Annotated in this window: 22 protein-coding genes; 12 read left to right on the top strand and 10 right to left on the bottom strand. The window is 44.3% G+C overall.

Going from position 1 to position 26,345, the window contains the following annotated elements; genetic code table 11:
- Positions 1-2: 2 nt before the first annotated feature.
- From MKHDV_RS06160 to MKHDV_RS06140, 5 genes are all read right to left on the bottom strand, one after another.
- Positions 3-1,385, bottom strand: coding sequence for a hypothetical protein (locus tag MKHDV_RS06160; protein ID WP_160713352.1), 1,383 nt, complete (start codon positions 1,383-1,385; stop codon positions 3-5).
- A 559-nt stretch (positions 1,386-1,944) separates the two neighbouring features.
- Positions 1,945-2,412 (bottom strand): hypothetical protein, encoded by a 468-nt coding sequence (locus MKHDV_RS06155; protein WP_160713350.1) that lies wholly within the window; start codon positions 2,410-2,412, stop codon positions 1,945-1,947.
- Between the two features lie 998 nt (positions 2,413-3,410).
- Positions 3,411-4,301: a DMT family transporter gene (locus MKHDV_RS06150; RefSeq protein ID WP_216846868.1), complete on the bottom strand. Its 891-nt coding sequence runs from the start codon at positions 4,299-4,301 to the stop codon at positions 3,411-3,413.
- Positions 4,302-4,697: 396 nt separating this feature from the next.
- A complete protein-coding gene (locus MKHDV_RS06145; RefSeq protein WP_216846867.1) occupies positions 4,698-5,930 on the bottom strand; it encodes a hypothetical protein in 1,233 nt (410 codons plus the stop codon).
- A 356-nt stretch (positions 5,931-6,286) separates the two neighbouring features.
- On the bottom strand, positions 6,287-6,514 hold the full coding sequence (locus MKHDV_RS06140) for a hypothetical protein (RefSeq protein WP_160713346.1): 228 nt from the start codon (positions 6,512-6,514) through the stop codon (positions 6,287-6,289).
- 893 nt (positions 6,515-7,407) lie between these two features.
- Between MKHDV_RS06140 and MKHDV_RS06135 the strand changes: the two genes are divergently transcribed.
- The 6 genes from MKHDV_RS06135 (at position 7,408) to MKHDV_RS06110 (ending at position 13,351) form a co-directional block, all read left to right on the top strand.
- Positions 7,408-7,950: a helix-turn-helix domain-containing protein gene (locus MKHDV_RS06135; RefSeq protein WP_160713344.1), complete on the top strand. Its 543-nt coding sequence runs from the start codon at positions 7,408-7,410 to the stop codon at positions 7,948-7,950.
- A 284-nt stretch (positions 7,951-8,234) separates the two neighbouring features.
- On the top strand, positions 8,235-8,675 hold the full coding sequence (locus MKHDV_RS06130) for a hypothetical protein (RefSeq protein ID WP_160713342.1): 441 nt from the start codon (positions 8,235-8,237) through the stop codon (positions 8,673-8,675).
- Between the two features lie 114 nt (positions 8,676-8,789).
- On the top strand, positions 8,790-9,368 hold the full coding sequence (locus MKHDV_RS06125) for a bifunctional 2-polyprenyl-6-hydroxyphenol methylase/3-demethylubiquinol 3-O-methyltransferase UbiG (RefSeq protein ID WP_216846866.1): 579 nt from the start codon (positions 8,790-8,792) through the stop codon (positions 9,366-9,368).
- Between the two features lie 780 nt (positions 9,369-10,148).
- Entirely contained in the window at positions 10,149-10,640 is a 492-nt protein-coding gene (locus tag MKHDV_RS06120) for an isoprenylcysteine carboxylmethyltransferase family protein (protein WP_160713338.1), read from the top strand.
- A gap of 3 nt (positions 10,641-10,643) precedes the next feature.
- Positions 10,644-11,201: a MarR family winged helix-turn-helix transcriptional regulator gene (locus MKHDV_RS06115; protein WP_160713336.1), complete on the top strand. Its 558-nt coding sequence runs from the start codon at positions 10,644-10,646 to the stop codon at positions 11,199-11,201.
- An 893-nt stretch (positions 11,202-12,094) separates the two neighbouring features.
- Positions 12,095-13,351 carry an outer membrane homotrimeric porin gene (locus tag MKHDV_RS06110; protein ID WP_160713334.1) on the top strand — a complete coding sequence of 419 codons (1,257 nt, stop codon included), beginning with the start codon at positions 12,095-12,097 and terminating at the stop codon, positions 13,349-13,351.
- 278 nt (positions 13,352-13,629) lie between these two features.
- On the opposite strand, the gene msrB is transcribed toward MKHDV_RS06110, so the two are convergent.
- Entirely contained in the window at positions 13,630-14,169 is a 540-nt protein-coding gene (gene msrB / locus MKHDV_RS06105) for a peptide-methionine (R)-S-oxide reductase MsrB (RefSeq protein ID WP_254060424.1), read from the bottom strand.
- A gap of 327 nt (positions 14,170-14,496) precedes the next feature.
- Between msrB and MKHDV_RS06100 the strand changes: the two genes are divergently transcribed.
- From MKHDV_RS06100 to MKHDV_RS06085, 4 genes are read left to right on the top strand one after another with little or no spacing between them, the layout of a single operon-like run.
- Positions 14,497-15,924: a COG3014 family protein gene (locus tag MKHDV_RS06100; RefSeq protein WP_160713332.1), complete on the top strand. Its 1,428-nt coding sequence runs from the start codon at positions 14,497-14,499 to the stop codon at positions 15,922-15,924.
- A 51-nt stretch (positions 15,925-15,975) separates the two neighbouring features.
- Entirely contained in the window at positions 15,976-16,590 is a 615-nt protein-coding gene (gene lpoB / locus MKHDV_RS06095; protein ID WP_160713330.1) for a penicillin-binding protein activator LpoB, read from the top strand.
- Between the two features lie 58 nt (positions 16,591-16,648).
- Positions 16,649-18,085, top strand: coding sequence for a DUF6844 domain-containing protein (locus MKHDV_RS06090; protein WP_160713328.1), 1,437 nt, complete (start codon positions 16,649-16,651; stop codon positions 18,083-18,085).
- Positions 18,069-19,346 carry a CsgG/HfaB family protein gene (locus tag MKHDV_RS06085; protein WP_160713326.1) on the top strand — a complete coding sequence of 426 codons (1,278 nt, stop codon included), beginning with the start codon at positions 18,069-18,071 and terminating at the stop codon, positions 19,344-19,346. The genes MKHDV_RS06090 and MKHDV_RS06085 overlap by 17 nt, the downstream gene beginning before the upstream one ends.
- A gap of 600 nt (positions 19,347-19,946) precedes the next feature.
- Here the strand turns inward: MKHDV_RS06085 and MKHDV_RS06080 are convergent.
- Positions 19,947-20,594, bottom strand: a complete 648-nt coding sequence (locus tag MKHDV_RS06080) for an isoprenylcysteine carboxylmethyltransferase family protein (RefSeq protein WP_216846865.1) — start codon at positions 20,592-20,594, stop codon at positions 19,947-19,949.
- Positions 20,595-21,173: 579 nt separating this feature from the next.
- On the opposite strand from MKHDV_RS06080, the gene MKHDV_RS06075 reads away from it, so the two are divergent.
- Positions 21,174-22,625, top strand: coding sequence for a DUF438 domain-containing protein (locus MKHDV_RS06075; protein WP_160713324.1), 1,452 nt, complete (start codon positions 21,174-21,176; stop codon positions 22,623-22,625).
- A 328-nt stretch (positions 22,626-22,953) separates the two neighbouring features.
- On the opposite strand, the gene MKHDV_RS06070 is transcribed toward MKHDV_RS06075, so the two are convergent.
- On the bottom strand, positions 22,954-23,343 hold the full coding sequence (locus MKHDV_RS06070) for a hypothetical protein (RefSeq protein ID WP_160713322.1): 390 nt from the start codon (positions 23,341-23,343) through the stop codon (positions 22,954-22,956).
- 245 nt (positions 23,344-23,588) lie between these two features.
- Between MKHDV_RS06070 and MKHDV_RS06065 the strand changes: the two genes are divergently transcribed.
- On the top strand, positions 23,589-23,864 hold the full coding sequence (locus MKHDV_RS06065; protein WP_216846864.1) for a hypothetical protein: 276 nt from the start codon (positions 23,589-23,591) through the stop codon (positions 23,862-23,864).
- A gap of 603 nt (positions 23,865-24,467) precedes the next feature.
- On the opposite strand, the gene MKHDV_RS06060 is transcribed toward MKHDV_RS06065, so the two are convergent.
- The gene (locus MKHDV_RS06060) at positions 24,468-25,070 is read right to left on the bottom strand and encodes a hypothetical protein (RefSeq protein WP_160713318.1); all 603 of its coding nucleotides are present in this window, start codon (positions 25,068-25,070) and stop codon (positions 24,468-24,470) included.
- A 596-nt stretch (positions 25,071-25,666) separates the two neighbouring features.
- Positions 25,667-25,996: a hypothetical protein gene (locus MKHDV_RS06055; RefSeq protein WP_160713316.1), complete on the bottom strand. Its 330-nt coding sequence runs from the start codon at positions 25,994-25,996 to the stop codon at positions 25,667-25,669.
- Positions 25,997-26,345: the final 349 nt, after the last annotated feature.

Here is a 26,345-nt window from a genome sequence, read left to right as displayed (position 1 = left end):
CCCTATCCCCGCTGCATCATAGATTCATACACAGCGCGGTTCGTTGCACTAACACCAGCCCCCTTCTGCGGCTTCCCCTGCTTAGGCAGATAGTTACCTTCTTCTATTTTTATCATATTGGCAGGCTTCACAATCCAGTCAAAGTTTGCCGTCCACCCTCGATCATTTTCACCTGCCAAAAAAGCGCTTTCATGCACTAAGGCAAAATAACGTTCCCACCATGCCAGATTTTTTCGGTCTAAACCAGAGTTCCATACAGATTTTAGCCGAGCCTTTCTTAACGGTGTAATTTCTCTGCATTTTGGCAGCCTCGTACACGTCACATTGTAAGCTTCCCGAATCCTTTCATATGGGCATGGAATGCGGGGTTCCAGCACATTTGGGGGTGAGGTTTTAGCACCTGAAGCAGAGGGATTTTCTTCGGTATTTTTTATGTCTGAGGTTGTTTTGTTGTCTATCGTGTTTATATCGCCTGCGATGTTTTTATCGTCTGTGGTTGGCTTATTGCCTACGGCACTTATTTTGCCTGCGGCAGATTTATTGCCTCCGGCGGGCAAGGGGGCTTCCCCTTGCATCCCCGCGAGAGGGACGCCCTCTCGACTGCGATTATGGTTATCGGGAGTTAGGGAGGATTCATGGAAGTTTTGGGGGGAGGTTTCATTGGGTAGCTCCGTTAGTGACGTTGGGTGAATTTTCATTGGAGTAAAAGGGTTAGACAAGTTTTTAGGTTTCACAGCAAAGGAGCTCAGTGACTGAACATTCTGTTTGGGAGGTGAATAAGTATCAGGGGAAGCATTGGGTGAAGCGGGTTGTGACGAGGGAGCCGGAGAGTCACCGACTCTCTTTTCTTTCTCCTGTTCCCTGTTCTCTGCTCTCTGATTAGGACAAGTTTCCGCAAGTTCTTCCGCAAAAGTACATGTGAAAGCTTCCCGAAAGCCTTGTGTAAGTGTTGCTACCAGTTCCCTTACGCCCAAGAGGATCTCCGAACGTAGTGGTGTTTCCGGCAACTGGCGGTATCCGTAATGCCAGCTTTTCACCACATTCGGGCTTTCAGGAAGGTTATGCTTCAAAAAGTTAGGAAACCAGAACAACAGCTTTTCGTCATACTCCACAATCCCTTGGTGCAACACTTCCTCAAAAGCTTTGCCAAAGGTTTCCAGTTTCATCCCCAGTTCACACGCAAGCCCCGGAATAGTTGCCCGCAAGGCCCCAAGCTGCGTCAAATCCTGATGCGTAAGCATAAAAAACACCACGAGCTTAGCATCATGCGACAACGCCAAAAATTTAGCATCGTTCCAAATACACACAGAAATCTTTCGATACCGTCTTTTTCCCATACATAGCCCAATCTTGTTGAATTGCAGAAGAAAAGGTCTTCCAATCAACAAGATACCCTAACGAAAGCCTTTCAGTAAGATATGCCACGCCATGCTAGTACCATCGCATCACCCCCTTATGACCGCCGCGAAGGTGCATTTGCTTTTTTAACACCCCCAACACAGCAACCGTACAGAAAAATCTATTTTTCTTATCAATCTGATATTGAACTTTTACGCATGAATCATTAAGGTCACTCGCGAGGTGAACATGCTAAATAGATTTTTATTACTGATCAGTAACTGTGTCCTGTCCTTCACTCTTTTTGTAACCTTTCTATTTGTATTAAGTTCTTCCGCTTATTTTCAGTAATGGCTCCACAACGCCAGACCTGTATATTTTTTGAATAACCACTGCTGACACCTGCTCTAAACTCGGAAGCAGTGCTCATTTCCCATATCTTTCATAAAAAAAACCGCCTCTACCTAAGTAGAAGCGGTTTTTTTGTATCCATAATACCACCGGCACACATTCTGTGCCTGAAATACAAAACTGAGAAAAGCAACCAACGCTGATTAAGCGTTACTAAGTAAACGAGTTGTGCGATTCCCCTGCCATCACTTTCGGCTATTTGTAATGCAGGCGCAATCCGCAGACGGTTTCCAGCAACTCATCCAGTGGAATGACCTTATACATAGGCAATTTCAGATGCGATGCCAGCGTTGTAATATCGATGAGTCGCTCTTCTTTACTGCCCCTGTCCGCTCCCTGCAAATACACGTTCCCGCCTGTATCCTGCACAACTGACTTCAACGTAAATTTTATGTTTTCCGCATCCGCGCGCTTACGGGTGTATTCAAAATCCATGGGAAAACCTTCATCAGTAGCCCACAACACAGTCAGTTCTGAATCCCAGTCACGGTTGTTCGCGTATTTTTTACGCTTACGTGCCGCAACATGCACATCTTTCACTACTTCAGGCCGCTTTGCTACGATCTCTGCAATTAATTCTCTATAGTTACGTGCAATACTTCTACGCCACCAGCTATTAAAAGCTAATGCAATAACTGCAATGACAACAAATATCCAATACATGTAACGCTCCTATATCATACAAGATGCATAAAAAAGACATTCAACAGTAAGTGACTTCAATAGAGTAGAAAATTAGAACGCATCTTCATAGCAAGTTATCATTCACTAACTACAAGATTAGTCTATATATAATACAGCGCCTCATCAAACGCTAACCCAAAACTATACATTCAAGAACAGGAGGATTTCTATGTCAGGCAAATGGACACAATTTAGGCCATGCACAGACGGTGAATGCTCCAAACTTCAACAAGTACTAGGCATTGGTGTTCAATACCAGCCGCTATCTGTGTCAACCCAAGTAGTTAATGGTACGAATTACTGCTTTTACTGTAACGGTACAGTCATATCGCCCGACAGCCCTGCTAGACCATACAAAATTTATGCATATTTGCCTCAAGGCTCGCAAAAATTCGATCCTAACCAAATCGAGATAGAAGAGCTACCTATCAAGCCTTAGTTACATTGAAAAACTGCCCTCGCATGAGGGCTTTTTCAATGCTTCCGGCTAAAAAACACTATTTTCACGAAAAAACACCCATCCACGCCCAAAAAAACATTCTCCAACTCAAAAAAGTAAATCCCTCCCAATCCCAAAAAGAACCCATCTCACACGCCCAAAGAGAACCACTCTCTTGGTTGAAGAGTCTATGATCGCCATAGACTTCTAAGGCTCCCCCCTCAGACCTATTTCACCTCTACGATTCAAAACACATCCCTGCTCCTGCATAAACCCACTAGCTCCCCCCCCCATAACAATAAACAGGGAGTACAACCGCGCGAACAGGGAATTCAACCTCGAAAATTGGGGAGTACAACCTCGCGGTCAAGGGGGCGCCCCCCTTGCGGGGATGTAAGGGGAAGTCCCCTTACCCGCCGGAGGCAAAACAATTGCACATAAAAAAAGCCCCAAGAACAATATGTTCTGGAGCTTTTTTTATGAAAAAATATTCTTTAAGTATCTCTCGTTAATCAACGGCAGGAGCCTGCTGAGTGCGCTACTTTTTCATTCTGTTGCGAACCACGGGAATTATGCCGCTGCAAAGAATAACCGCTGCACCAAGTATGGCTAAGTTGTTGGGTGTTTCAGCAAAGATCAGATAGCCCAACACCATTGAGTACACAATTTTTATGTACTGCACGTTGATAATAATATTAGCTTCACCAAGACTAAGAGCTGTCATAGAGATCCATTGTCCTAGAGATGCTAACCCACCAATTAGGAGCAGCAAAAGCAGTTCTTCCATTGTGGGGCACTGCCACACAAACAAGGTTGGTATAAAGGCGAGCAGACCAACAAACACCGCTTGATACACCATCAGTGACAATACTGGCTCTGTACGTGAAATCCATTTGATAGATATGGCAGCAATTGAGGCACCAAAGGCACCGGCAAGTCCTGTCAGCGTGTAGGTCAGCGTCAGATTATCAAATGAAGGCTGTACAACTAGTACAACACCGGTGAATCCTATGGCGATAGTCAACCGCCTGCTCCAGCCGACGTACTCACCCAGCACTACAGTTGAAAGCACAGCCACAAACAATATGTTGGTAAAGCTTAGTGCCGTTGCTTCTGCTAAAGGGAGGTTGCTTACTGTAAGGAACCCTAAGCAAAGCCCACTAAATGCTCCGACAACACGAAAAGCATGCGGAAGTAGATTTTTGGAATGCCGGAATGTCTTTGCATTGCGACATATTGCGGGAAGCAATAACGTAATAAGGACAAGTTGCCTGAAAAATACAATCTGAAACACATGGATACGATCACTGACAAGGCGTACCACGATGGCAACACACAAAATCACTGCCGTAGAAATAAGTGCTAAGCACACGCCTTTTTGATTATCTGTCAGATTTGGCGCAACTCGCTGTAAAACTCTTTCAATCAACGGCTCTCTCCCACAAAAATTTCTCTATAGCATAACATTAAAGTCGCGCTGTTGGACTATGAAATACTGGTGCGGTCAACCATTTTATCATTTTGGTCATACGTTGCTAAAAATTGAAAAGCCCCATGAACAAGATGTTCCGGGGCTTTTTTGTTCATGGGGCTTTTTGCTCATGTTTTTTTGTAATATAAACCAAAAACAACAATCAGCCGAATGGCTTGTCGTGTGAGTTTTTTTAAATCTATTGTAACAATCGCTTTTTGGGGTTGTTTTGCTCACAGCGCATAGTCTTTACCAATTACTATTTGGCGACATTAAGCTTGGCACCACGCTGCCTGCTTACAATAGCAAGATTGGACTGTACTGATATTTTGTACGTACAATAAATATGATGTATTACATCTTGATTGGTTCAACCCATATGCGTTTTTGGAGATCATAGAGTCCGTAGTGCATTTTTCTTTCTGGAGCCTTTTGCTTGCCAACCTTGAGCAGCCCGTCATCACTAAGTGAAAAGAGCGTGTACTTGCAGGGCAATACGGTATTTCCAGAAAAATCCAATATTCCTACCCCGTCATCGTCTGTTACTACGTATCCGAAGGTGTCGACATAAAGGCTGCAATATTTTGGCGGAACAATTACAGTTCCGTCACCTAGCAGCACACCACCCTCTTTTTTGTTATTCCAGACAATGTAGGCATTCTTCACACCAAAATTGTTGATGCTGTATGCCTTGGAATAGGTGTCTGCCCCGTTACGATTCTGCGGATTCAAGGTTCGCAACTGAGAATAGAGGCGAACAATTTCTTTAATACCACCAGTTCGAGGCTGCCTATGCGAGCATCTGCTATGGGCGTTTGCAGATGCAATTCCGGCTGTTGCTATCATGGTCGCAGACTCACGCGGCATATCTGCTTCAGCGGATAAGCCGGAACCTACGACTGCTGCATCTGTGAGTGCCACACTGCACGGCTGCACATCTTTGTTGCAACAATCCACATTCAGTGGAATTTCTCCATTACTAACGGTGGAGATATCCTTTGCAGACTCGTTTGTTTCAGCGGCACATGAAACGCCGGAAATAACGGACCTGCCGACTATATGAAGGCCGGAGATTGCAGTATACTGATGGTATACTGCAACGAGCGCGTTACTTTTGTAATCATAATAGATGGCTCCATCCGGTTCACGAAAAAGAATATCGTCTGGCGAACGCACGGTAGAGGTAAGAAAACGTTCCCATTGAACGGCATCCTTTGAATCCGGAATGACTGCCACAATGGCAGCGCCGTAATCTACATCGTAGAACGATGCTCCGGCTGTTGTATTTGTGGCGCAAAGCCCGTCGAATCGCAGCCCGAGAGCCTTGTTGGCAAACGGAATCAATGTATTACCAAGCGGCAGCTTAATGCTGAAATCTCTAACAGAATGCACAGTTCCCGAAAAACGTTGTATACCGAGACTTGCGACCTTGTTGCGCAATCGCTTGAGACGTACGGTGTCTCCTGCGTGTTGTTTTTGTAAAGAAGAAACAAACCCTGTAGCAATGTTACAATTACTCTGTAGAGTGTTACTTGCATATGCACATGGAACCACAATGAGTAGCAGCAACATATGCAGTGGAGTCATTCTCGATACAGTAGGCAAAGTAAAAAACACTATTGAACACCTTTTGTTATCATTCTATAACGACGTAAAAGCATCCCCCTGAGCGCACTGCATGGCAACGACTATATTTCGCAAAATAACTATGCATAGTGCTACTATCTTTCATCCCCCAACAAAAAATAGTACACACTCACCAACAGAAATACCTGCGGCAAGTCAAGCAAAAAGTACATATAGACGCGCACATTGAATATAAACACACGGAAACTACAAATTATTTAATAACTGCCGAATACTATATTCGTAATCATGGTAAAGATGCGCTTAAACTTTGGACAAAAAAAAGAGCTGTCTAAGACAGCTCCTTTTCACATTATTTATGCATGGCCTGCATAATCCGTCGGCAATTGAGCTGGTGAACCTCCACTGCCAGATGGCGATGCCGTCTTACGGGGCAATCTGTGCAATTTTACAATACGGTTTTCAAACTCAAGTAAATTAGGGACAGTATAACCCGCCGCTTCAATACGACGTGCACTTTCATATGCTTTGATACCTAATCCCAACCCCGCAGCAATGACATTAATCGTTTCCTGAGCACTCATTATAATCCCTTTACTATGTTATAGACTAGCCGATATTAATGGCATTGTTATTAATACGAGCAGCACTATTATTTTATGGACATACAAATATCACAACACAGTAGGGAGCGCTATGTGCATACATATGTATCCGCATAAACGTAAAATTATCTCACTGTTGTAAAGATTCTTCTTTTTTCTGCACCAGAAAATTAAGCCCTTTTCGCATTGAAGATAAATATACCTCAACCGATATTTCCTTGTGTCCACATTGCTTGCAAACACGTTGACGCACGATACAATTGTCGTCTGACACGTTTGAGCGCGGAACATGTGTTTTTGCTCCGCAGACAGGACATAACAACATCCCAAATCTCCTATGTTATAAAGTGTACTGCCTGTGCTTATAGCACGTCACTATCCGCATCTTACATAGATATTTGTATCAACATCCTGAGTTGTTTCCAAAAAAGATGCAGGATTCACCTCTTACATATATTTTTTCATTAAGAAAATACTCATTCCAAATGCAACACATAAACAGAACGAATGCTGATACGGCTGCTATGAGTTCTTTTTATGCACTGTCGATGCATTAGAACTACAACATTTTATTTAATAAAATATTTTCACTGATATATAACACTTATTCACAATTTTGATATAGTGAAGATATGCTTTTTTATTCAACATTTTATCTATTTAATAATTTATTGCTGTGCTTTTTTTTATTATTTTGATTCTTAACTGAGCATATACATTTATATATTTTCATAAGCCATTTTGACACTGCTCTTTGCAGTGTGGTATCAATTTTTTTCTGACGTTTATTACTCTAAGTCCTTCGGATAACCGATCAACTACATCGTTCATGCATTAATGATGCGTCAACACAACAAAAAAAGTCAAGCCCTATGCCAAGACAACAAGACAAAACGCGCACAGCCTCCAAAACCGTCGCCAAACATGACCCTGAAAATGCTCAGGCATGGGCTGTTATTATGGCAAAGATTTTGGCTCTACGAGCGCAAGGCAAGACGATGCAGCAAATAGGCAACTTGTTCGGCGTTGGACGCGATACCGTCTCCCGCTGGATAAGCAAAGAATTCGGCGGTGAAAAAACTACTTTTGGAGATATGCTCCGATATGCAAAGGCACTGGAAGTACCTTTTGAAGAGCTTCTTGGAACCCCCTGTAACTCGGCCTGCGTGTCTGCGTACAACCGCACTGTTGGCGATATCTTGCAAGAATTCGCACAGGACAGCGACATGTCCGCTACAGACATCGCAACCACAGCCAACCTCTCAGCCAACGAGATCAACGCTGTCTTTTCCGGTCAAACTGCTGCGACCCCTGAGCAGCTGTACGGCATATGTACAGCCATAGAAATCAACGCTTCTATCGTACTGAAAAGAGCTGCGAAAGAAGCAAACAACACCCCCCTAAGTATAGAGTAAAAATCCATTGAGTGCTCCGGTAACGGAGTGCTCTACACCTATCTCTACCTATTTACACCAACCCACACGCACAACCATCCCCTGTTATGCAGCGCATGTCCTTACTTACAGCATTTTGATGTGCCAGCACAACAAAATCCTTACTTTTCTACCGAAAAAGAATTCAAAGCAGCATCAGCCCACTTTCATCTGTACAACTCCCACCCTATTTACGTACTATCAAACTAAGCCCTATTGTTCAGGCAATCCCAAGTGAACGTAATCACCACACGGAGATAATACATATGCTGACGACATTTCCCTGCTCCAACTGTGACTCTACCGTTTCATTCACCGTTAAGAATATTGAAAACTATGCTGTACACAGCGTTACCTGTCCGCATTGCAACGCAGCCAACAGCAATGAAAACATAGACAACCTCGCCAATCAGGTGGGGAACAGGTTTCGACGCAAGTCCACAGAAGACGAGAACATACACATTCTCATCCGCAACGAACCCGTGGAAGACGTGAACAATGCCATGGCGCACAACTTTGCGTGCTCTGAATGTAATGCTGAGGTGCAATTCAGCCCCACAAAAATTCAGAGCCGCATAGAGCACACAGTCGCCTGCGCCAAATGCGCCACCCGCAACAGTAACGCCTCTATTGACGCCAAAGGTGCGTCCACGTGCAACAGCTTTATCGTCATTAATACTGACGGAAAACTCATGCCGCAGACGTAGCCTTTAGCTGCTTGATTAGAACCTAAAAAAGCAATATACTTAACTTTTCGTATAAGGTACTCAGATAATAAGAGTAGGATTTTTTTTTGTAACATACGTCAAGTGAGTGTTGCCATGCAGTACTATAATGACCATGCGTTCGAGTATTCAAAAAAGACCTTGCCCATCAGTATGACTGAACAGTACGAAAAGTTTTTGCGTGTACTTCCAGAAAACGGATTTATTCTGGATGCAGGCTGCGGCTCCGGCCGTGATGCTCTTCACTTCCTCAAGAACGGGTACAAGGTTGATGCGTTTGATGCCTCTGTTGAACTGGGAAAACTGGCAGAAGACCTTACCGGACTGGACATCAAATGCCTTCGCTTTCAAGAGTTCGAGCCCAAGCCTATTTATGATGGCATCTGGGCAAACGCCTCTCTGCTACATGTTCCGCACGAAGAACTACACGACGTGCTGACTTCGTTCAGAAACTCCCTCAAGCCGGGCGGATCGCTCTACTGTTCCTTTAAATATGGGAAACAGGATTCCATAGACGCGGTAGGCAGAAGCTTTACAAATAGAACCTGTGAAGCTTTGAATAAAGACTTAACCCTCGCCGGATTCACGGCACGACGAACCATCACGTTACAACAAAGCATCACACCAGAAGGTGCTTCGCAAGAATGGGTTATTGGGCTTGCCATAGCTCCGTAATTATTTTCCACATCGAACTAACGTACTATTTTTCTATGTGATCTCCGGTACTAAAAACATAAAAAAGCCCCTGCATTTCCTTGCAGGGGCTTTTTTATGTTGAAGCAACTTTTCTTATCCGTTCATAATCATGAAGATTAGACCGTAATTTTGAATAATAACCTGTGGTACTCAACATTAACATCTTTCCCAATTTCGCAAATATCAAAGAAAGAGGTATGTGGGGATACATGTTTTTTGGTGTCTGTCTTGCTTTATAAACCAGCAAGTTAAGAAAGACCACACAGGAACACCCTTAAAAAACCTCTGCATGCTCATCATACGACTTGCTCACCAACAATCCCCGCTCCAGCTGGTCGGGAGTCACCTGAGCATCCGCCCTCTCGTCGGCAATGCTCTCGACATCCCCATCACCCAGGCAGGCAATTCAAGCTCGTCAGCCACCCCAACACAGCCCGTTGTCTTCCGTCAGTTCATAAGTCGTATCTATCTACACCGCGAGAAGCCCTTGAGTTGCTAAAATCCCCATAATTTCAATCTTCCATCAAAGATTGTCGCTATACCATTTGCCGGTTCACCTACCGCCACCATAGAATAAAAAAGCGGTCCATTCAGTCCACTCGGGCACTCAGTTTGGTTTGAAGAAAGAGACTGAGCGGAAATTAAGGCGGAAAGAGGGAATAGTTGACAAATAGCTTTTTGGATGACAACTAAGTTGCTATAGTGACAATCTAGTTGTCATACTTATTTTAGTCATATCAATAAAAAAAGGAGGACATTATGAGAGTCGACACCAACTTCAGTCCGCAGCCTGATTCCCCAAATGTAAATATTATGCCACCGAAAATGTTCAATATTTGCCTCATTTCCGGAATTGTAATGGAATTCTGCTGGACTAGCACGCTGCCTTTTATTCCTACCATTTTGCGGATGATACTAGGGGGAGGCATCGCCCTTGGGGGTTTTATGTTTATGATGTGGGGTCATAATCTTTTTACCGCCCTTGGTGTTAAGGTCCCAACGAACTTGCCTTCCTCCATGCTGGTTACCGGTGGTGCGTATACAATCAGCCGTAATCCAATGTATGTAGGGTTTGTCTCTATTCTCATCGGAATTGGACTTGCAGTTGGTAGTATATGGATACTTTTGACTTCCCTGCCTATGGCGTTGTATCTAGGGCTTCACGTTATTCCACAAGAAGAGGCATACCTTGAGAAAGCCTTTGGGGAAGACTATCGCCAATACCGTTTAACAGTACGAAGGTGGCTGTAACCAATGCCCATATCCGACCAACGCAAGCGTACCAGTGGTGCACCTGAAAGCTCCGTTGACATGAAGATTAAAGAGCAATCCGACACACCTTCGCGCCCCAATGGACATGCCACCGGTCACGACCTGCATGATCTTTTTCAAGATGTGTTTGCGCTGCATGTAAGCCTGTCCGCAGCTATGGACAGTGTCCACGAGCACGCTGGCTTACGCACTCCCCAAGTGCGGGTAGCCAACAGGCTTTCGGACGGTCCGGCAACGGTTCCTCATGTTGCGACAGACCTCGCCGTGTCACGACAGTACGTACAGACCGTTTGCAATGAGTTGCAGGAGCAAGGCTTGATGGAGTTTGTCGAAAACCCCAGACATAAGCGTTCCAAGTTGGTGGCGTTGACAGAAAAGGGGCAAAAGGCGCTTGCCCAAACCCGTGAAAATGAAGCGGCGTTCATTCAGCAGAGTCTTCCTGACATTTGCAGTCGGCAGGTAACCGAAGCCTCTGCTTTGCTTAGGGAGCTTCGTGAGAGAATGGAAGAGACCCGTTTTGAAGGTAGAGAAAATTCTTAGGTAATTTATTTTACGCTTCACTCCGCGCAAATTTATGTATCAACAGTGTAAGGCGGTCCGGTTTGGACCGCCTTTCCTTTTCTAACGTCTTCCTAATAAACTGAATCAGTTAAAAATAGAGAAACTTGGCAAAGTTACCTATTGTGAATCAAGAAGTTCGCCATGAAAAAGGCGAAGTTAACCGATAAACAGACCGCTTGCACGGTACGACAAACTGACAGCTCAACACTGGGGATTGTTAGAACAAAGAACGATTCGAGCGAAGAAACACGAAAAAGCCCCTTATCAAACCGATATGCAGGGGCTTTTTTATATTTAGCAAATTACGTTCTCAATTCGTAGTTATTCAACATTAATATCTTTCACAATTTCGCAATTCTCAAAGAAACGCGTATGAGAAGTACATGTTTTTCGGTATTCACTGCGCTTTATAATTCAGCAGCTTAACGACACACGACACGGATACGCCCATAAAATGCATCTAAACGCCTATACATAATTCTAGGTAGAAACATACGACTTTATGCTTGCTGCCCCTGCATGATTTTAAACAGATGATAATTCCATAATTCAGACGATGTGCATTTTTCTCTTGTTTTATAAAACATCTTCAACAACGAGACAACATTCTGTCCATGCAGTGAGACATACATCACTATATAAACACTGTATAAAATAGTCCTCTATTTTGTGTACAACTGTATGCAACATCAGAAAGGTATCTATTTTTTACATGTATGAATGTTAAACGTCCTATTGCTCACGTTCTAAAGAGCACAATTTGGATAGCCACCAGATTGTTTTAGTACAGTGAGTATTTTTTGGGCATCTCGGTATAAAATTTTGAACGGCTTTTGTTTTTGAGTCTTTTTTGAATTTAAGAAGGAATTATCATGAAACGTATTATTACTCTTGCACTCGCAATGTGCATGGTATTCGGCGCAGCGCTCAACGCTTCTGCAGCTGAAATCAAAGCTACTGGTAACATGTGGGTTGGTTACGACTACCTCAACAAAGACAACGACGGTAAAACAAACGACTTTGTTCAGCGTTTCCGTACTCAGATCGACATCGTTGCTTCTGAATCTCTTTCCGGTACCGTATTCTTCGAAATTAACAACAAATGGGGTCAGACCAAAGCAGGCAACGTTGGCGGCGGTTCTGGTGGTGCTATTGGCGCTGACGGCGTTAACATCCAGACACGTCGTGCTTACCTCGATTTCCTCATTCCTAACTCCGCTGTTAAAGTACGCGCTGGTATCCAGGGCTTCGCTCTTCCAGGTGCAGTAGCTGGCAACGTTGTTCTTAACGACGACCTCGGCGCAATCGTAGCTTCTACTAGCTACTCCAACGTTGACTTCACCGCTTTCTACGGCCGTCCTTACGACCGTAAAGACGCTGATGGTAACGACATGTCCGATTCTTCTGTTGACATCTACGGCCTCGTAGCTGGCATCAACTTCGACACAATCACTGTTTCCCCTTACGCTATGTTTGCTGCTGCAGGCAAAAACGCTCAGCGTACAGACGGCACAGCTTACAACAACGACACTCAGTGGTACGGTGTAGCTCTCGAAGCAACCCCTATCCAGAACCTCGTTCTTTCCTTCGACGGTGTATACGGTAAAGCAGCTGACAAAGACGCTGGTTTCCTCGTAGCTGGTAAAGCTGCTTACACAACAAATTACTGCATCCCTGCATTCATGGCATGGTACGGTTCTGGCGACGACAGCGACGGCGAAGGCCTCATGCCTACCCTCGATAACGGTGGCGACTTTACAGCTACTACTCTCGTAGGTGAAGGCGCTGTTGGTCCTACATCTGATGCTGTATTCGGTAACGCACTCGGCAAATGGGGTATCGCACTTCAGGCTGAAGAAATTACCTTCATCGAAAAAGTTTCCCACATTGCACGTCTTACATACATTCGTGGCACTAACGATGATTCCAACACAAACCTCGACATCGAAAACTGGGGCGAAGACGACTCCGCTCTCGAAATCGACTTTGTTACTACATACAGCATGTACGACAACCTCGACTTCGTTGCTGACCTCGCATACGTAGCTACCGACTTTGACAGCGACAACGCTGCAAGCAACGTAGACAACGTATTCAAAGCTGGTATCCTCGCCGTTTACAGCTTCTAGCATCACCCCCATCTCAAAAACGAAAAGCCTAATTAAGGGAGTTGCTGTTACAGCAACTCCCTTTTTTTACGCCCTGTCACTTCTGTGGTCGGGGCTTTATTGTTTCTACTGCGCATAAAAAAAGGCTCCAAGTTTGGAGCCTTTTTCGTACCAGTCGTCTGTTTCGTACCGTCATCTATTTCTTGTAAATTATCTGTTTCTTACAAGTCATCTGGTTCTTACAAGTCATCTGGTTTTGTCAGCCGCCTATTTCTATCGGGCGTCTATTTCTTGTAAGGTTATTTATCCTTAAACAGATACATAAACTCGCCGTACCCTTCTTTTTCCATATCGTCTTTAGGGATAAAGCGAAGTGCTGCAGAGTTAATGCAGTATCGCAAATGGGTAGGCGGCGGGCCGTCTTTAAATCTGTCACCCAAATGAGAATCAGAAGTTTTGCTGCGTACTTCAAACACTTCTCCAAAGAAGGAGAACTTTTTATGCAGCGTAATATATTTAGGGTCTATAGGCTCGGTGAATGCAGGCCAGCCGGAGCCGGAATCAAACTGTGTGGTTGTGCTGAACAAAGGCGCACCGGATAACAGATCCACATAGATACCCTGCTTTGTGTAGAACTTGTAATACGGATTTTCAAACGATCGTTCCGTACCGTCTTCCTGCGTAATCTTATACTGCAACGGAGTAAGAAGCTTTTTAACTTCTGCGTCACTTGGCTTTTTATACGAATCCCACGGTGCGGCGTCTGCCATGGCGGCACCGGCTGCGAAACAAAAAACAGTACACATAGTCAAAATAAACATTACCATATTCTTCTTCATTATTCCTCCAAAACGTATCCATAACGTCTGTCATATATAATGATGTTCGAACTACTTCAGTTACAAGTATTCGCGGCTACTGCTCGTTGTATCGCATTCTCGAGCCGCTCTTCCAGTATTTATTCTCAATCTATGATGACTCCTTAACCCTGTGCAAACCTTACCTTCCTTATGGTACACGCGATCAACTGGTACGCAACAACATAGATAACTTGATATTATTGCATATAAAAATTGATATAAACCAGAGAAATGCCGTCAACTTGAGTTCATCCGTCCTATCCTGTAGAGACACAGAGCCTATTATAACTGGTAACGGGGTGGGAAATGAAACGATTATTGTGCGTGTTACTGATATCAGTAGCACTATTAGGCGGTTGTGCTGCAATGCAGCAGGAAGAGCAAAAAGCTTTGCTTCAACCGTACTATTTAGGCGACACCACAACTGCTTCCACAATCCTTGATACAGAATACGACAAGGCGCTGCCTTTCTTGCTCGACGCAAGTATGGTTCGCTTCAATCAGGGACGCTTTGAGGATGCATACACACTCCTGAATGAGTCTGAAGCCGAAGTAAAAAGTGATGAGACTGAAAGCGATGTTTACGCGGCATCCAAAGTTATGGGGGAAATTCTCTTTAACAGGGAATTCATGGACTACGAGCCTAAGACAAGCGACACAGTTCTCATCAACATGTACAAAGGTGTTTCTTTGCTTGCGCTTAATAAAGGCAGCAAAGCACGTGTAGAATTTAACCGCACACTGGATCGACAGCGCCGAGCTGTGGAAGAATATAAGGAAGAAATTAACGAGCTGCAGAACGACGCAAAAGAACAGCGTGCAAAGCAGAACAGACAAATTTCATCCCGAAGAAGAGGTGATGATCCAGTACTCGACTTGCTCCGCATTCAAGATTTTGCAAAAGAGTCTGTGGATCAATCCATGCCGGAAGTTAACCACTGGACAGGCTACGGTGATTTTGTAAACCCGTACGCAACATATCTTTCCGGTTTATTCTTTTGTGTAAACGGCGAAGTAAAAAGCGACTACAACAAGTGTAATACTATGTTGAAGCGCGTAAAGGGCATGGTTCCAAATAACTCGTATGTAGAGCTGGATACCGCCATGTCCAGCGACTTTGCGCGCGGAAGAAAAAACAGCAAATATCGCGAACCCACCGTCTGGGTTATTTTTGAAAACGGCCTTGCGCCGGAAGTAGACGAGTTACGGGTTGATATTCCGCTATTTATTGCTGGCGAACGTGCGGGAGTCTCCATGGTTTCTTTTGCCATGCCGAAACTACAAACACGCAACGCAGCCCTGCCATTTATTCAGACCACATCTGGCTCTACACAATACACTTCGAAGATGCTGTGCAACTTTGACAGGGTAATGCAGGCAGAATATAAAGCGCATCTAACGTCAACAATCACAAAAGCTGTGGCTTCCACCGCGACGAAAACCTTCGGACAGTATCTGGCACAACGCAGAGGCGGACAGCTTGTGGGACTTGCCACCGGCATATTTACATCAATAATGACACAGGCGGACACCCGCTCGTGGCTTTCATTACCTAAAAATGTCCAGCTGATGCGCGTACCGAAACCGAAAAACAAAACACTACGCATTCAGGCACCAAACGGCAGCTTGCTGGCATCAGCAACATTGCCGGACACTAAATATTCTATTGTGTACGTCCGTATGCCGCAGACTGGCAGCGTACCGTACGTGCAGACTATTCCTCTTGGAAATTAGCTCATACAGAACTCTGTATATATTTATTCATTCCTTACAACGGAGCTTATAATGAAAAAACTTTTACTCCTCCTTCTGGTTGCTCTTATGGCAGCTACCACCGGTTGTGGTAAACGCAACGCTGCTACCATGATTGATCCAAATAACGACACCAACGCACGCATTATGGGTCTCGGTTACAGAGACTTCGAACAGGCAGCTTCCACTGCTGTTAACGAAATGCTCTCCTCCGGCGCAGTATCCAAACCGGGTGGCGGTCGTTACGTCATGGTTGTGTCCCGTGTAATCAACGACACAATGCAGAACATTGACACTGACCAGCTCATTAAAAAAATCCGCATCGATCTGCTTCGCAGCGGCAAAGTTGTAACAACCACCGCCATCGGCATCGACGGCGCTGAAGATCCAATGGTTGCAGAAGCTCGCAAGCTGAGAAAATCTCAGGAAGTGAACCAGACAAATGTGGCACGCAAAGGCCAGATTGTTGCTCCGGACTTAAGCTTATCCGGCAAGATCATCCAGCGTAACCACCGTATTGATTCTGGCACAGACCAGATTGAATACTACTTCATGCTCACGCTTACAGACATCAACACCGGCCTTGCTTTCTGGGAAGGCGAAACTCCGATCATCAAACGCGGTGATTCCGGCACAGTGTCCTGGTAACATACTGCTTTCTTGGGGCTGAAGTCGTTCAGCCCCTTTTCATTAGGAGAATCTAACTATGCAGATACTTTTTTCACGCTCCGCACAGCGCTGCATTGCAGCACTTGTTGCTTTACTCATTCTGCCGACTCTATCCTTTGCACAGGGCGTAACAACCCTTGAAGCACCTGCTCCGGCAACACTGCAAGAGGCCATTGCCATCGAAGAAGCAGTTGCAGAAGCCGCAGTACCGCAGGTTCTTGACCCAAAGGTAGAGCTTAATGACCTCATCTCCATGTACAACGACTCTGGTAAAGGTGCTCTCTTCCTGCGCAGACAGAACAAAGGCCAGCTCTTCTACACCGTCAGCACAGCGCGCGTAAAAGTTGCCGCAGACCATCCGGACTGGGCAAACTTCCGCACCATGGCGTTTGAAGAAGCGTACTTAAAGGCGCAGGCCGAGTACATGAAATACCTTGGTGTTACTGTACGAGCACAAGCCCTGCAAAGCATCAAACAAGACCCCACAATGCCGGAGTTCACCCGCGAGGAACTTGGCAGCACTAACAAGTTTGAAGAAATTTTAGACAAAGCTGTAGCCGTTATGGGCGGCAAACTCGACACCATGCTGAATGAAAATGGTGTTGATCCAGAAAAATTCAAAGCACTACCGATGGAAAAGAGGAAAGATCTTCTCCGCAGTGCCATTGAAAAGCGCACCATCACAACAGCCAGTGCAGAGCTCAGCGGTATGATTCCCGTACAGACATTTGAAGCCAACAATTCCGAGGGCAGACACGAAGTTGCCGTTGCTGTTGTTGCATCTCCAAAATTCAAAAGCTGGGTAAACGCCCTCATCGCAAACAAAGGCGAACTGCGTCCTAATCCACGCAAAGCTGGCGGTGAGTCCGTTCGTAACATCATCGGCAGCAATCCTGCCGCCCTTTTCCAGCAATTCGGCATCCGCCGTATCTACAATGAAGCTGGCTACCCTGTGCTCATATCCTACGGTCAGGCAGGCAATGCCTACACCGGCACCGACTACGATGAACGCGCAGAAGGCCGCGAAATGGCTCTGCGTCATGCGGATGCACAGGCGTACGCAAACTTTGCGTTCCTGTTCAAATCCCACGGCATGTTCAGTCAGGAAGCCGGACGTAAAGAGATTGAAAAAACCATCGGAATCATAGAGCAGCAAGCGGATGGCAGCACCTTCAGCAGTAAAGAACGCTCCAAGCAGTTCATCAGCACGCTCAACCAGACCATCAACGCCAAAGGCCGCATCAATAATCTTCCGGGTGTGCGCAAGCTCACCACATGGATATACAAGCACCCTGAGTACAATCAGGAAATTGTAGGCGTAATTTACACATGGTCACCACAGTCAAACAAGCTTGCAAAAGACTTGAAGAAGGCTGTTATTACTACAAAGAAAACCACAACCCGCAAGGCGAAAAAGCACACTTCGTCCAACGCGGTTATGGGTCAGGAGATGATGGATGTTGACGATTTCTAAAAAAACACCACCTAAAACTATTCTGCGCGTTCTTACCATCGCCTGCATGATGCTTCTCATTTTTTCTGTAGAAAGCCATGCAGACATCGTAAGCGCTACCGCCACAGGCACCGCAGCGTCACGCGAAGCAGCCATTGAAGATGCATTGATTCAGGCAGTACGCCAGATCAAAGGCGTCAGTCTGAAATCAGCCACAACCGCTGTGCGCTCCAGCAAGACAAAAACGGTAAATGGCAAGCGGAACACCAACTTCACGGCAAAAAGCACCTCCGTAAACGACACAAAAAGCTCCGGCGTCATCGCAGGCTACAAAATTATAAACGAGAATAAGACAAACGGTCTGTGGAACGTAACCTTAAAGGCGAAAGTAAACGTCTACGAGACCCCCGGCTTGCCACCGACCACTCGACGCAAACTTGCCATCGTAGGATTTAAAGCATCCTCGACAAACCGCAAACGCGGCGTGCCGCAGATCTTCCAGCAAAAGCTTACTGACAGCATTGTACAGAGCAGGCGTTTCACCGTTCTTGATCGTGAAGAGGAAGCCCTCTACCAGCGTGAAAAGAAAAAGTGGAAGAGTGACGATTTTGCAGTGGAAGAGAAAGCAAAGCTTGGAATGCGCCTTGGTGCTGATTACATTGTGACAGGCAGAATTCTCTCCTATGTCACAAAAAGCACCCGCATGGGCATCACAATCACTGGTGAAAACTACTACAGAGAGCGTATCGCGGCGCAAGTTTCCTACAAAGTAATCGTGCCCGCCACCATGCAGGTTAAATGGTCATCCACTGTCACCGTAGACAAAACCTACGAAGGGGAGATTCCAACCTCCATCGCTACGCTTTCCGCGCGCCTGTCCAAAATGGTCTCACAAAAGATCAGCACACAGTTGTTGCAGGCCATATATCCCCTCAAGGTGATCAAGGTTACAGGCAAGCAGATTTACTTGAACATGGGTGGCGGAAACCTCAAAGAAGGCCAACGTTACAATGTATACCACCTTGGCGAGCGACTCATTGATCCTTACACAAAAGAATCCCTCGGACGTGCGGAATCAAAGATCGCGACCATCAAGGTTACTGAAGTCAAAACGAAGTATGCCGTTGCAACCGTGCTGCAAAGATCAGCCGCCATCATCAAGGGCAACATCTGTCGTCCTGCAAAGCGCGTATACAGCAGCAAGAAAAAGCAGCCAGCGCCGCAAAAAAAATCCTCCTTCAAATACATAGACGGGGGCGGTGTGAAGTTGCCATTTGATTAGCACTTCTTTTGCCTTTTAGCCTGCGGCGCTTTTTGTGGGTATGCCTTCGGCGAGTCTCCGACGGCTCCCTGAGAGGCAAGGGGCCAGCCCCTTGCATCCCCGCAAGAGGGACGCCCTCTTGACTGCGAATTAGCGAGAACACCTTTTTATAAAAAATTGTTCACGGCTTATTTGCTGGAAGGTTCAGACAAGGCAAGCAGACAATATAAGGGTGGAGTTTTTTAGCTCCGCCCTTTTTCTATATAAGGGAAAAACATTGTGGGACATTTGCAGATACTTTATGTGCAACGTAGCGGTTGGATATTTAGGCAATAGATCAATTTAAGAATAAGGTTTTAAAAGTAAATATTTTTTGGGGAGCTAAATAATGTCAGAGCTTATTTGTTACTGCTTTGGGTACACTGCCGAAGACATAGAAAAGGATATTCTTACTAACAAAAAATCCACTATTTTCATGCGTATCATGAACGAGAAAAAGGACGGTAACTGTCAATGCGCAGTTAAAAACCCAAAAGGGTCGCTGATGCCTCTCCGATGTTCGCCAGTTGGTGGACAAAGTGATGCGTGAGAACAACATTAAACAAGAATCAAAAGGTAATATCAGCCCTTTTTAAATAGCAATTTCCAGTTTTTAATCTCAGGAAAAAACATTCTAGTGCGCTTCATATACTCAACATATTTCTGTCCAAAAGCTTTGCGCATAGCGCTTTCTTCCTGACGGGCAAGATATATATAAGCAACAACGATTACAGGGAAAAGAAGTAACGTCAGAATCGTCGGCCAATGGACCAGCTGACCGAAAAGGATCAAAAATATACCAGTATATTGCGGATGTCGTACGTATGTATAAAGACCGTCGGTTACAAGTCGATTTTCTTTTTGCGCCTTATAGACTTGTGACCACCCCCTCGCCAGAAGAAGCAGCCCGAGTATTACCAACCCGAGGCCAATGATCATTTCAATCATCGCACCCACATCACCCAGCCCTAAAAGAGTAGACCAAAGGTGCCCGCGCATATGCAGCCACGGAATTTCCAACCCAAAAAAGCCAGTTAGCAAATAAATGGTTAATGGAAACCCGTACATCTCTGCATATAAAGCAATAATAAAGCCTTGGATTAAACCAGCGTTTCGCCACTCCTTAGCGTTTTGTGGAGCAAGATATCTATAGATAACCCATGTTGCTAAGATGATCATAATGATCACCAGCACCCAATGTCCTCCCAAAGGCATATTGCTCATCTCCATGACCTCTCCTCCATTCCCTATTTCTCTCTGCTACAGACAAACGCTGACTCGATAGTACGGCTCGCCCCGTTAATATGGTGACACCGTATCGTTCATGCTACCTATAAAGACTAACTTTAGGGTACTCCTCATAACGCCGTCTCTCATAGGATATCTACAATCCAAAACGCGTTGCTCCACTCTCAACAACCAACTTCTGCACGCGAACACAATTAATTAAGCATGAGTAATATACGCGGACAGATTGATTATTTATTAGCTATTAAATCGAGATCAAGAGTATGGATACCCATCCCCTTCGAAATTTTGGGAGCCTCATTCAGGCAACTATCAGTAGGTTTAGTTCAAGAGTACATCATGTTTTCAAGCTGCTATGCATGGTTGCAGAAGGACGCTCAATACTCTTTCAATCTTATTATTTTTGATTACCATATCAACGAACTATCTCGAAAGGACACGCTAGCTATTTTCTTTGTTCATCAACTCCTTTTTCAAAAAACTCAAAGTATTTCCACCCAAACCTGACTGCTCTGTGATACGATGATTTCGCCTTGCAACTGTTATTCATGGAGCAGCGTTATGGAACTTTCGAAAAAGACTAAAATCGGTGGTTTGATTAAAGAATACCCATTCCTACTAGATTACTTTGTAGATAAATCCCCAAAATTTTCTAAGCTCAAAAATCCGATCATGCGTAAAACCATCGGCAGCATTGCCACGTTGGAACAAGCATCAGGCATGGGCAACGTTGATCTTGGCGAGCTGTTATTAGAAGTCGCCACGCAAATTTATCACCACACAAGCGACGACATCACCATAATCAACCCCAACGAAAGTCCGCAGGTTGCATCCTCTTCCGGTGAAGACCGTGTGGAGGTACTCAAAAATATCGTTATGCGTCTGCATAACGGAGCCTCTATTGACGAAGTTCGTAAAGAATTTCTCACGCTCCTGCACAATGTTTCCCCTGCTGAAATCGGGCAGATGGAACAAAAGCTCGTAGCTGAAGGCATACCGGAAACGGAAATCAAAAAATTATGCGATCTGCATGTAGAATTATTTGAAAACTCGGTAGCGCAAAGCGCATTGCCGGAGCTTCCAGCAGGACACCCACTGCATAGTTTCCAAGAAGAAAACAAGGTTGCAGATGAAAAAGGCAAGGCGCTCCTTGAAGCAATCAAAGGCGCAAAAGACCCGCTGGAATTTTTTGCAGCCAAAAGCGGCATAATTGCAGAAATTGAAAGCCTTGCAGAAATCATCAGACATTACGAACGCAAGGAAAATCAGCTATTCCCGATCATGGAAAACCACGGCCTCACAGCGCCTCCACAGGTTATGTGGGAACTACATGACGACATACGCGCCCTATTCAAAAAAGCACGTACAGAACTTGCTCAGGATGATTTAAACAGTACGCTCGACACAGTGCACAATCTCGCAGTTGCTATTTGTGACATGATTCATAAAGAAGAAAATATTCTCTTCCCGATGGTCTTCGAAATATTCTCTGATGAAGATTGGGCTCAGGTATATGAAGGGGAAATAGAGATAGGCTACGCATGGATTACCCCCGGCACAGACTGGAAGCCAGTGGAAGGTGCCGCCATCCAGACACCGCAACTCGGCGAAATATCTTTGGACAGAGGCGAGCTGGAGCCGCACGTCATTAACGCAATTCTCAAATCGCTCCCGGTTGATTTGTCATTCGTAAATGCCAACAATAAAGTCGCATACTTCTCCCAGACAGAAGAGCGAGTCTTCCCGCGCAGCGCCGGAATCATCGGGCGTGACGTATCCAAATGCCACCCGCCGAAAAGTGTCTACATGGTGGAAAATATCCTCAAAGCATTCAAGGCAGGAGAACGCGATGTTGCCGAGTTCTGGTTGGAGCTCAGCGGCGTATTCATCCATATCCGCTACTACGCAGTACGCGACAAAGATGGTACCTACCTCGGTTGTCTGGAAGCCTCACAGGATGTAACCGGCATTCGTGCTCTCACGGGCGAACAACGTCTGCTTAACTGGGAATAAGTTTACGGCGTAACTATGAACTAGAAATGACGATGCGTTCATTGAAATTCAAAAACGTATCTTCTGATTAATAAAATTTAGACAAAAAAAGGGTGGAGTTAAAACTCCACCCTAAATTATGAGATCCTCAAACGACAGTAACAAACATCATCACATTGCAGTAACAAGCTGATGACCAGTCTGCACAGTAAGTATGCACGCAGTAGATAAGCTACAACAATAAGACCATAGCGAAACCGTGGGCAACTTGGCAGCTAACGCGTTTGAGGCACAATATTTTTTCAATCAACACGCCGAAGCTTCTGTATCTCCAGCAAACAAGCAGTCTTTATTTCTTGTCATTCCACTTAAACAACTTCCAGCCACCCTGTGCATTAAGTCTGCTTTTACCTGCGGCGGCAAGAGCACGGTTAATGTTTTTCAGTAGCTGTGGAGTTGCACCTGTTACTCCGCTCTGGGAATCTGTAATTGCAATCCCTTGCTTATTGAGCGCGAAAACACGGCTGCTAGTATCAACCCAAAAAATGGCCTTATCAGCCTTTACAAGTACACCGTTGGCCAAAACATCTTCAGACCATACGTCTATTGTATCTTTTTCAGTCGGCAACAAAGCAGAGTAAACAAGTTTACTATAGTTACCTTCCGGTGCAGCGGGTCCACATCCTACAATTAAAAAACAACAAAGAAAGCTCATTAGTATGTATTGAACTCGAAGCATACTCCCTCCATCAGTAAAAAAGATGCGCCAACCTATCACATCATATGCAAGTTGCAAAGTGGCACATCAACTATCTTATTAGATTTTAACGTTTCTTCACGGGAGTACGGAGCCAAACTGCGCATAGCATCGACACTCCTATTTTTTATAGCAAAAAAGTTTTTTTCCTCGAACAACATAAGTTAACATTTCATCAGAGCTATCCAACCGTAGACTCCAATGTTTTTATGGCGTATATACCCCGCATGGAACAAGTTCATCAGCAAAAAACGGCTAAAAAACCGCCGTTTGGTAAATACACATACTCTCGCGAAGGCATTGATTGCGTACTCTTTTTTGACGAAAGAAGAAGATGGCGCATGACTATTAACGACATCACATCTGATGCTAAATTTAAAAAAGCAGAATCTTGTTTAGAAGAACTCGTTGGCAACGAAATTATGACCGCCAGCGGTGTTGATTCCGAGGTTCTTGCACTGATCCCAATTGAATTGGATCTGTGGAAACGCCACAAAGCTTAACAATTTTCTTCTTAACTGCACTACGCTGTGTAGTGTTGTTATGAGCGCAAAAGCCCCTGATGCAAAACGTCAGGGGCTTTTACTTTGGTGTATGAAAAACTACACAACAGAGTAATAAAAAATGTTCGTAGACGCCGTATACGTCGTAAATTTGGCAAACCATACAGAAGTCGCGAGCCGTACACGTCGTCGATCTAGTTGCTCTTCGATCTTTATAGTTCTCTGTAGATTTCTGTAATTTCCTCGAATTTCCTGCAAGTTCCTGCAAATCCCTGTAAACTAGATAGTCCCCACAGATTCGTACCGCCTAAAAACCAGCAGTTTTTTAGAAACTCCGCGGATTTGTATACCAAAAAAAACTTAAGACCACACAACCCTTGCAAATCGTACAAGTCTTATAAATCACACAAATCTCGTAAACCAGCGGGAGTTGCCAGATCTACGAGACTTGCGGGCGTTTCGGAAAAAATATTGTGAGTACGTAATGTCATATTATTTCGGCAAAAAGTATTTATTAAATCAGTTAAAAACGACTGAAAAAAGCTAACATTACATACAATTTAACTTTCACAAAAAAGTTTGACCCAGAATTAGCCACTGACTTTACTTCGTTGCTTTTGTCTTTTGTTCCATCATTTGCTGCAATTGATTGTTCAAAAGCGAAAGCTGCTCATTTTTTGCACCAAGCAAAGCTTGCTTAACATCATCCGGCATGTTTGAGCTGCTAAGTTCTTGGATACTCTGCTCAACTATTTTGATTTTCTTTTTCAACTTTTCAATCAGCTTATCAACTTCACTTTGGCTGCCTGCTGTCTCTTCAGCCCCAGCTCCGCCCTCTGCTTTGCCACCCTTTTCAGATTTGTCTGCTTTGCCAGTTTTATCGGTCTGGTCGGTCTGGTCGGTTGTCTTTGATTCTTCTGCTTTTTCAGAACCCTGTTTGAACCCCGCACCAGATTTCTCTTTATCCTGAGAAAGCGCACGGCCTTCTTCAGAAATAGTAACTGTATCTCCCTTCACATCAGCTTTTACACTTGCTGTATTTTCAGAAATTTTATTTTCAATTTCTTTTGTGAGGAGTTGTTTAGCAAGAGGCTCCAGTTCATCACGCCTCATAGAGTTCACAGATATAGACATACATTCTCCTAACCATATATCGTAACATCGAAATTTAACTTGTTTTATACTGTCTATATATTTATCGAACACCCTGAAGATTTCTTTACGTAAAACTTATACAGAATCTTTTTACAAATAAAAAATTGTAGACATGAGCTCTGTCACCTTCACATCATTCTCCTTATAAAACAGCATTTTATCCTAAAAGATCTTTACAGTCAGAACGGATAACATAAGCCTGTTTAGGGATAAATGAAGGGATAAAAGCTCACATGCTTAAAAGATATTTCTTTGGTTTTTCAGGAGGTTACTATCGAGAATACAAAACACGAAAATCTGCACCAAGTGCCCGCACACCAGACAAATACCTAATCCTCAGGTTCAGAAAAAATGGAAAAAACTACAGATCAGAGATTCGTTTCACGCCTCAATTTTGAATTATTTTGCATCGCGCTTATCACTCATCGTATCCTTCAGAAGTTACGATTTTTTTTTAACTCAAAAGCACCTACAAACTTGCAGCAATTAAATCTTTCAACTCAAGTCTGCACCACAACATATAAAAAAAGGCCGGATTTGCTTAACTGCAAATCCGGCCATCCTATATAGTTCGTGCCTCAATAGGCTATATTTTATTTCAACTTCTTATCTGGTGGGGCGAAGTGTCCTTCGACCTTGCCTCTCTGTCATGACTTACCTGGGGTACTATGGTCATGCATCATATCATCACCCTTTTTCATCATGTCATCACCTTTCTGCTTCATCTGGTCATCACCCTTTTTCATCATATCATCACCTTTCTGCTTCATCTGGTCATGATCTTTCTTCATATCATCACCCTTTTGCTTCATCTGGTCATGATCTTTCATCATGTCATCACCTTTTTGCTTCATCTGATCATGAGAAGAAGCAACCGTGTAGCCATCTCCTTTCTGTATACTATTAGTAGCAAAAGCAATAGATCCAGTAAGTACCAAAAGCACTGCTGTAGTAAGTGCGATAATTTCTTTCTTCATAATAAATAACTCCCTTTCATTGAATCGTGTGTCTTCCGCAATGTATATATCACAATTTTCAACAATATAGGGTTATTGTTTTTATATATTGACACTGTAGAGACATGAAAGAGTTATACAAAAAGCATACAGTATTGAAAATTTATCTTATTTTACAGGTAAAAGACTATCCACATGTATAAAACAATTTGCAAGAGTAGACTCTGTACCTCATGGCTATACCTTTCTAAATAAAAAGATATGCAAAAGTAACAGAGAGATGACGCAAAATATGCACCCAGAAATGTGTTGTAGTTAAAACACTTTTTTGTGACGTTTTCTGACTACTTGCCTATTTCCCCGTTACTTA

It is taken from the genome of Halodesulfovibrio sp. MK-HDV, from assembly GCF_009914765.1.
Lineage (GTDB): Bacteria > Desulfobacterota > Desulfovibrionia > Desulfovibrionales > Desulfovibrionaceae > Halodesulfovibrio.
The sequence above is the reverse complement of the archived record's forward strand: the minus strand, read 5'-3'. Positions and strand labels throughout refer to the sequence as shown.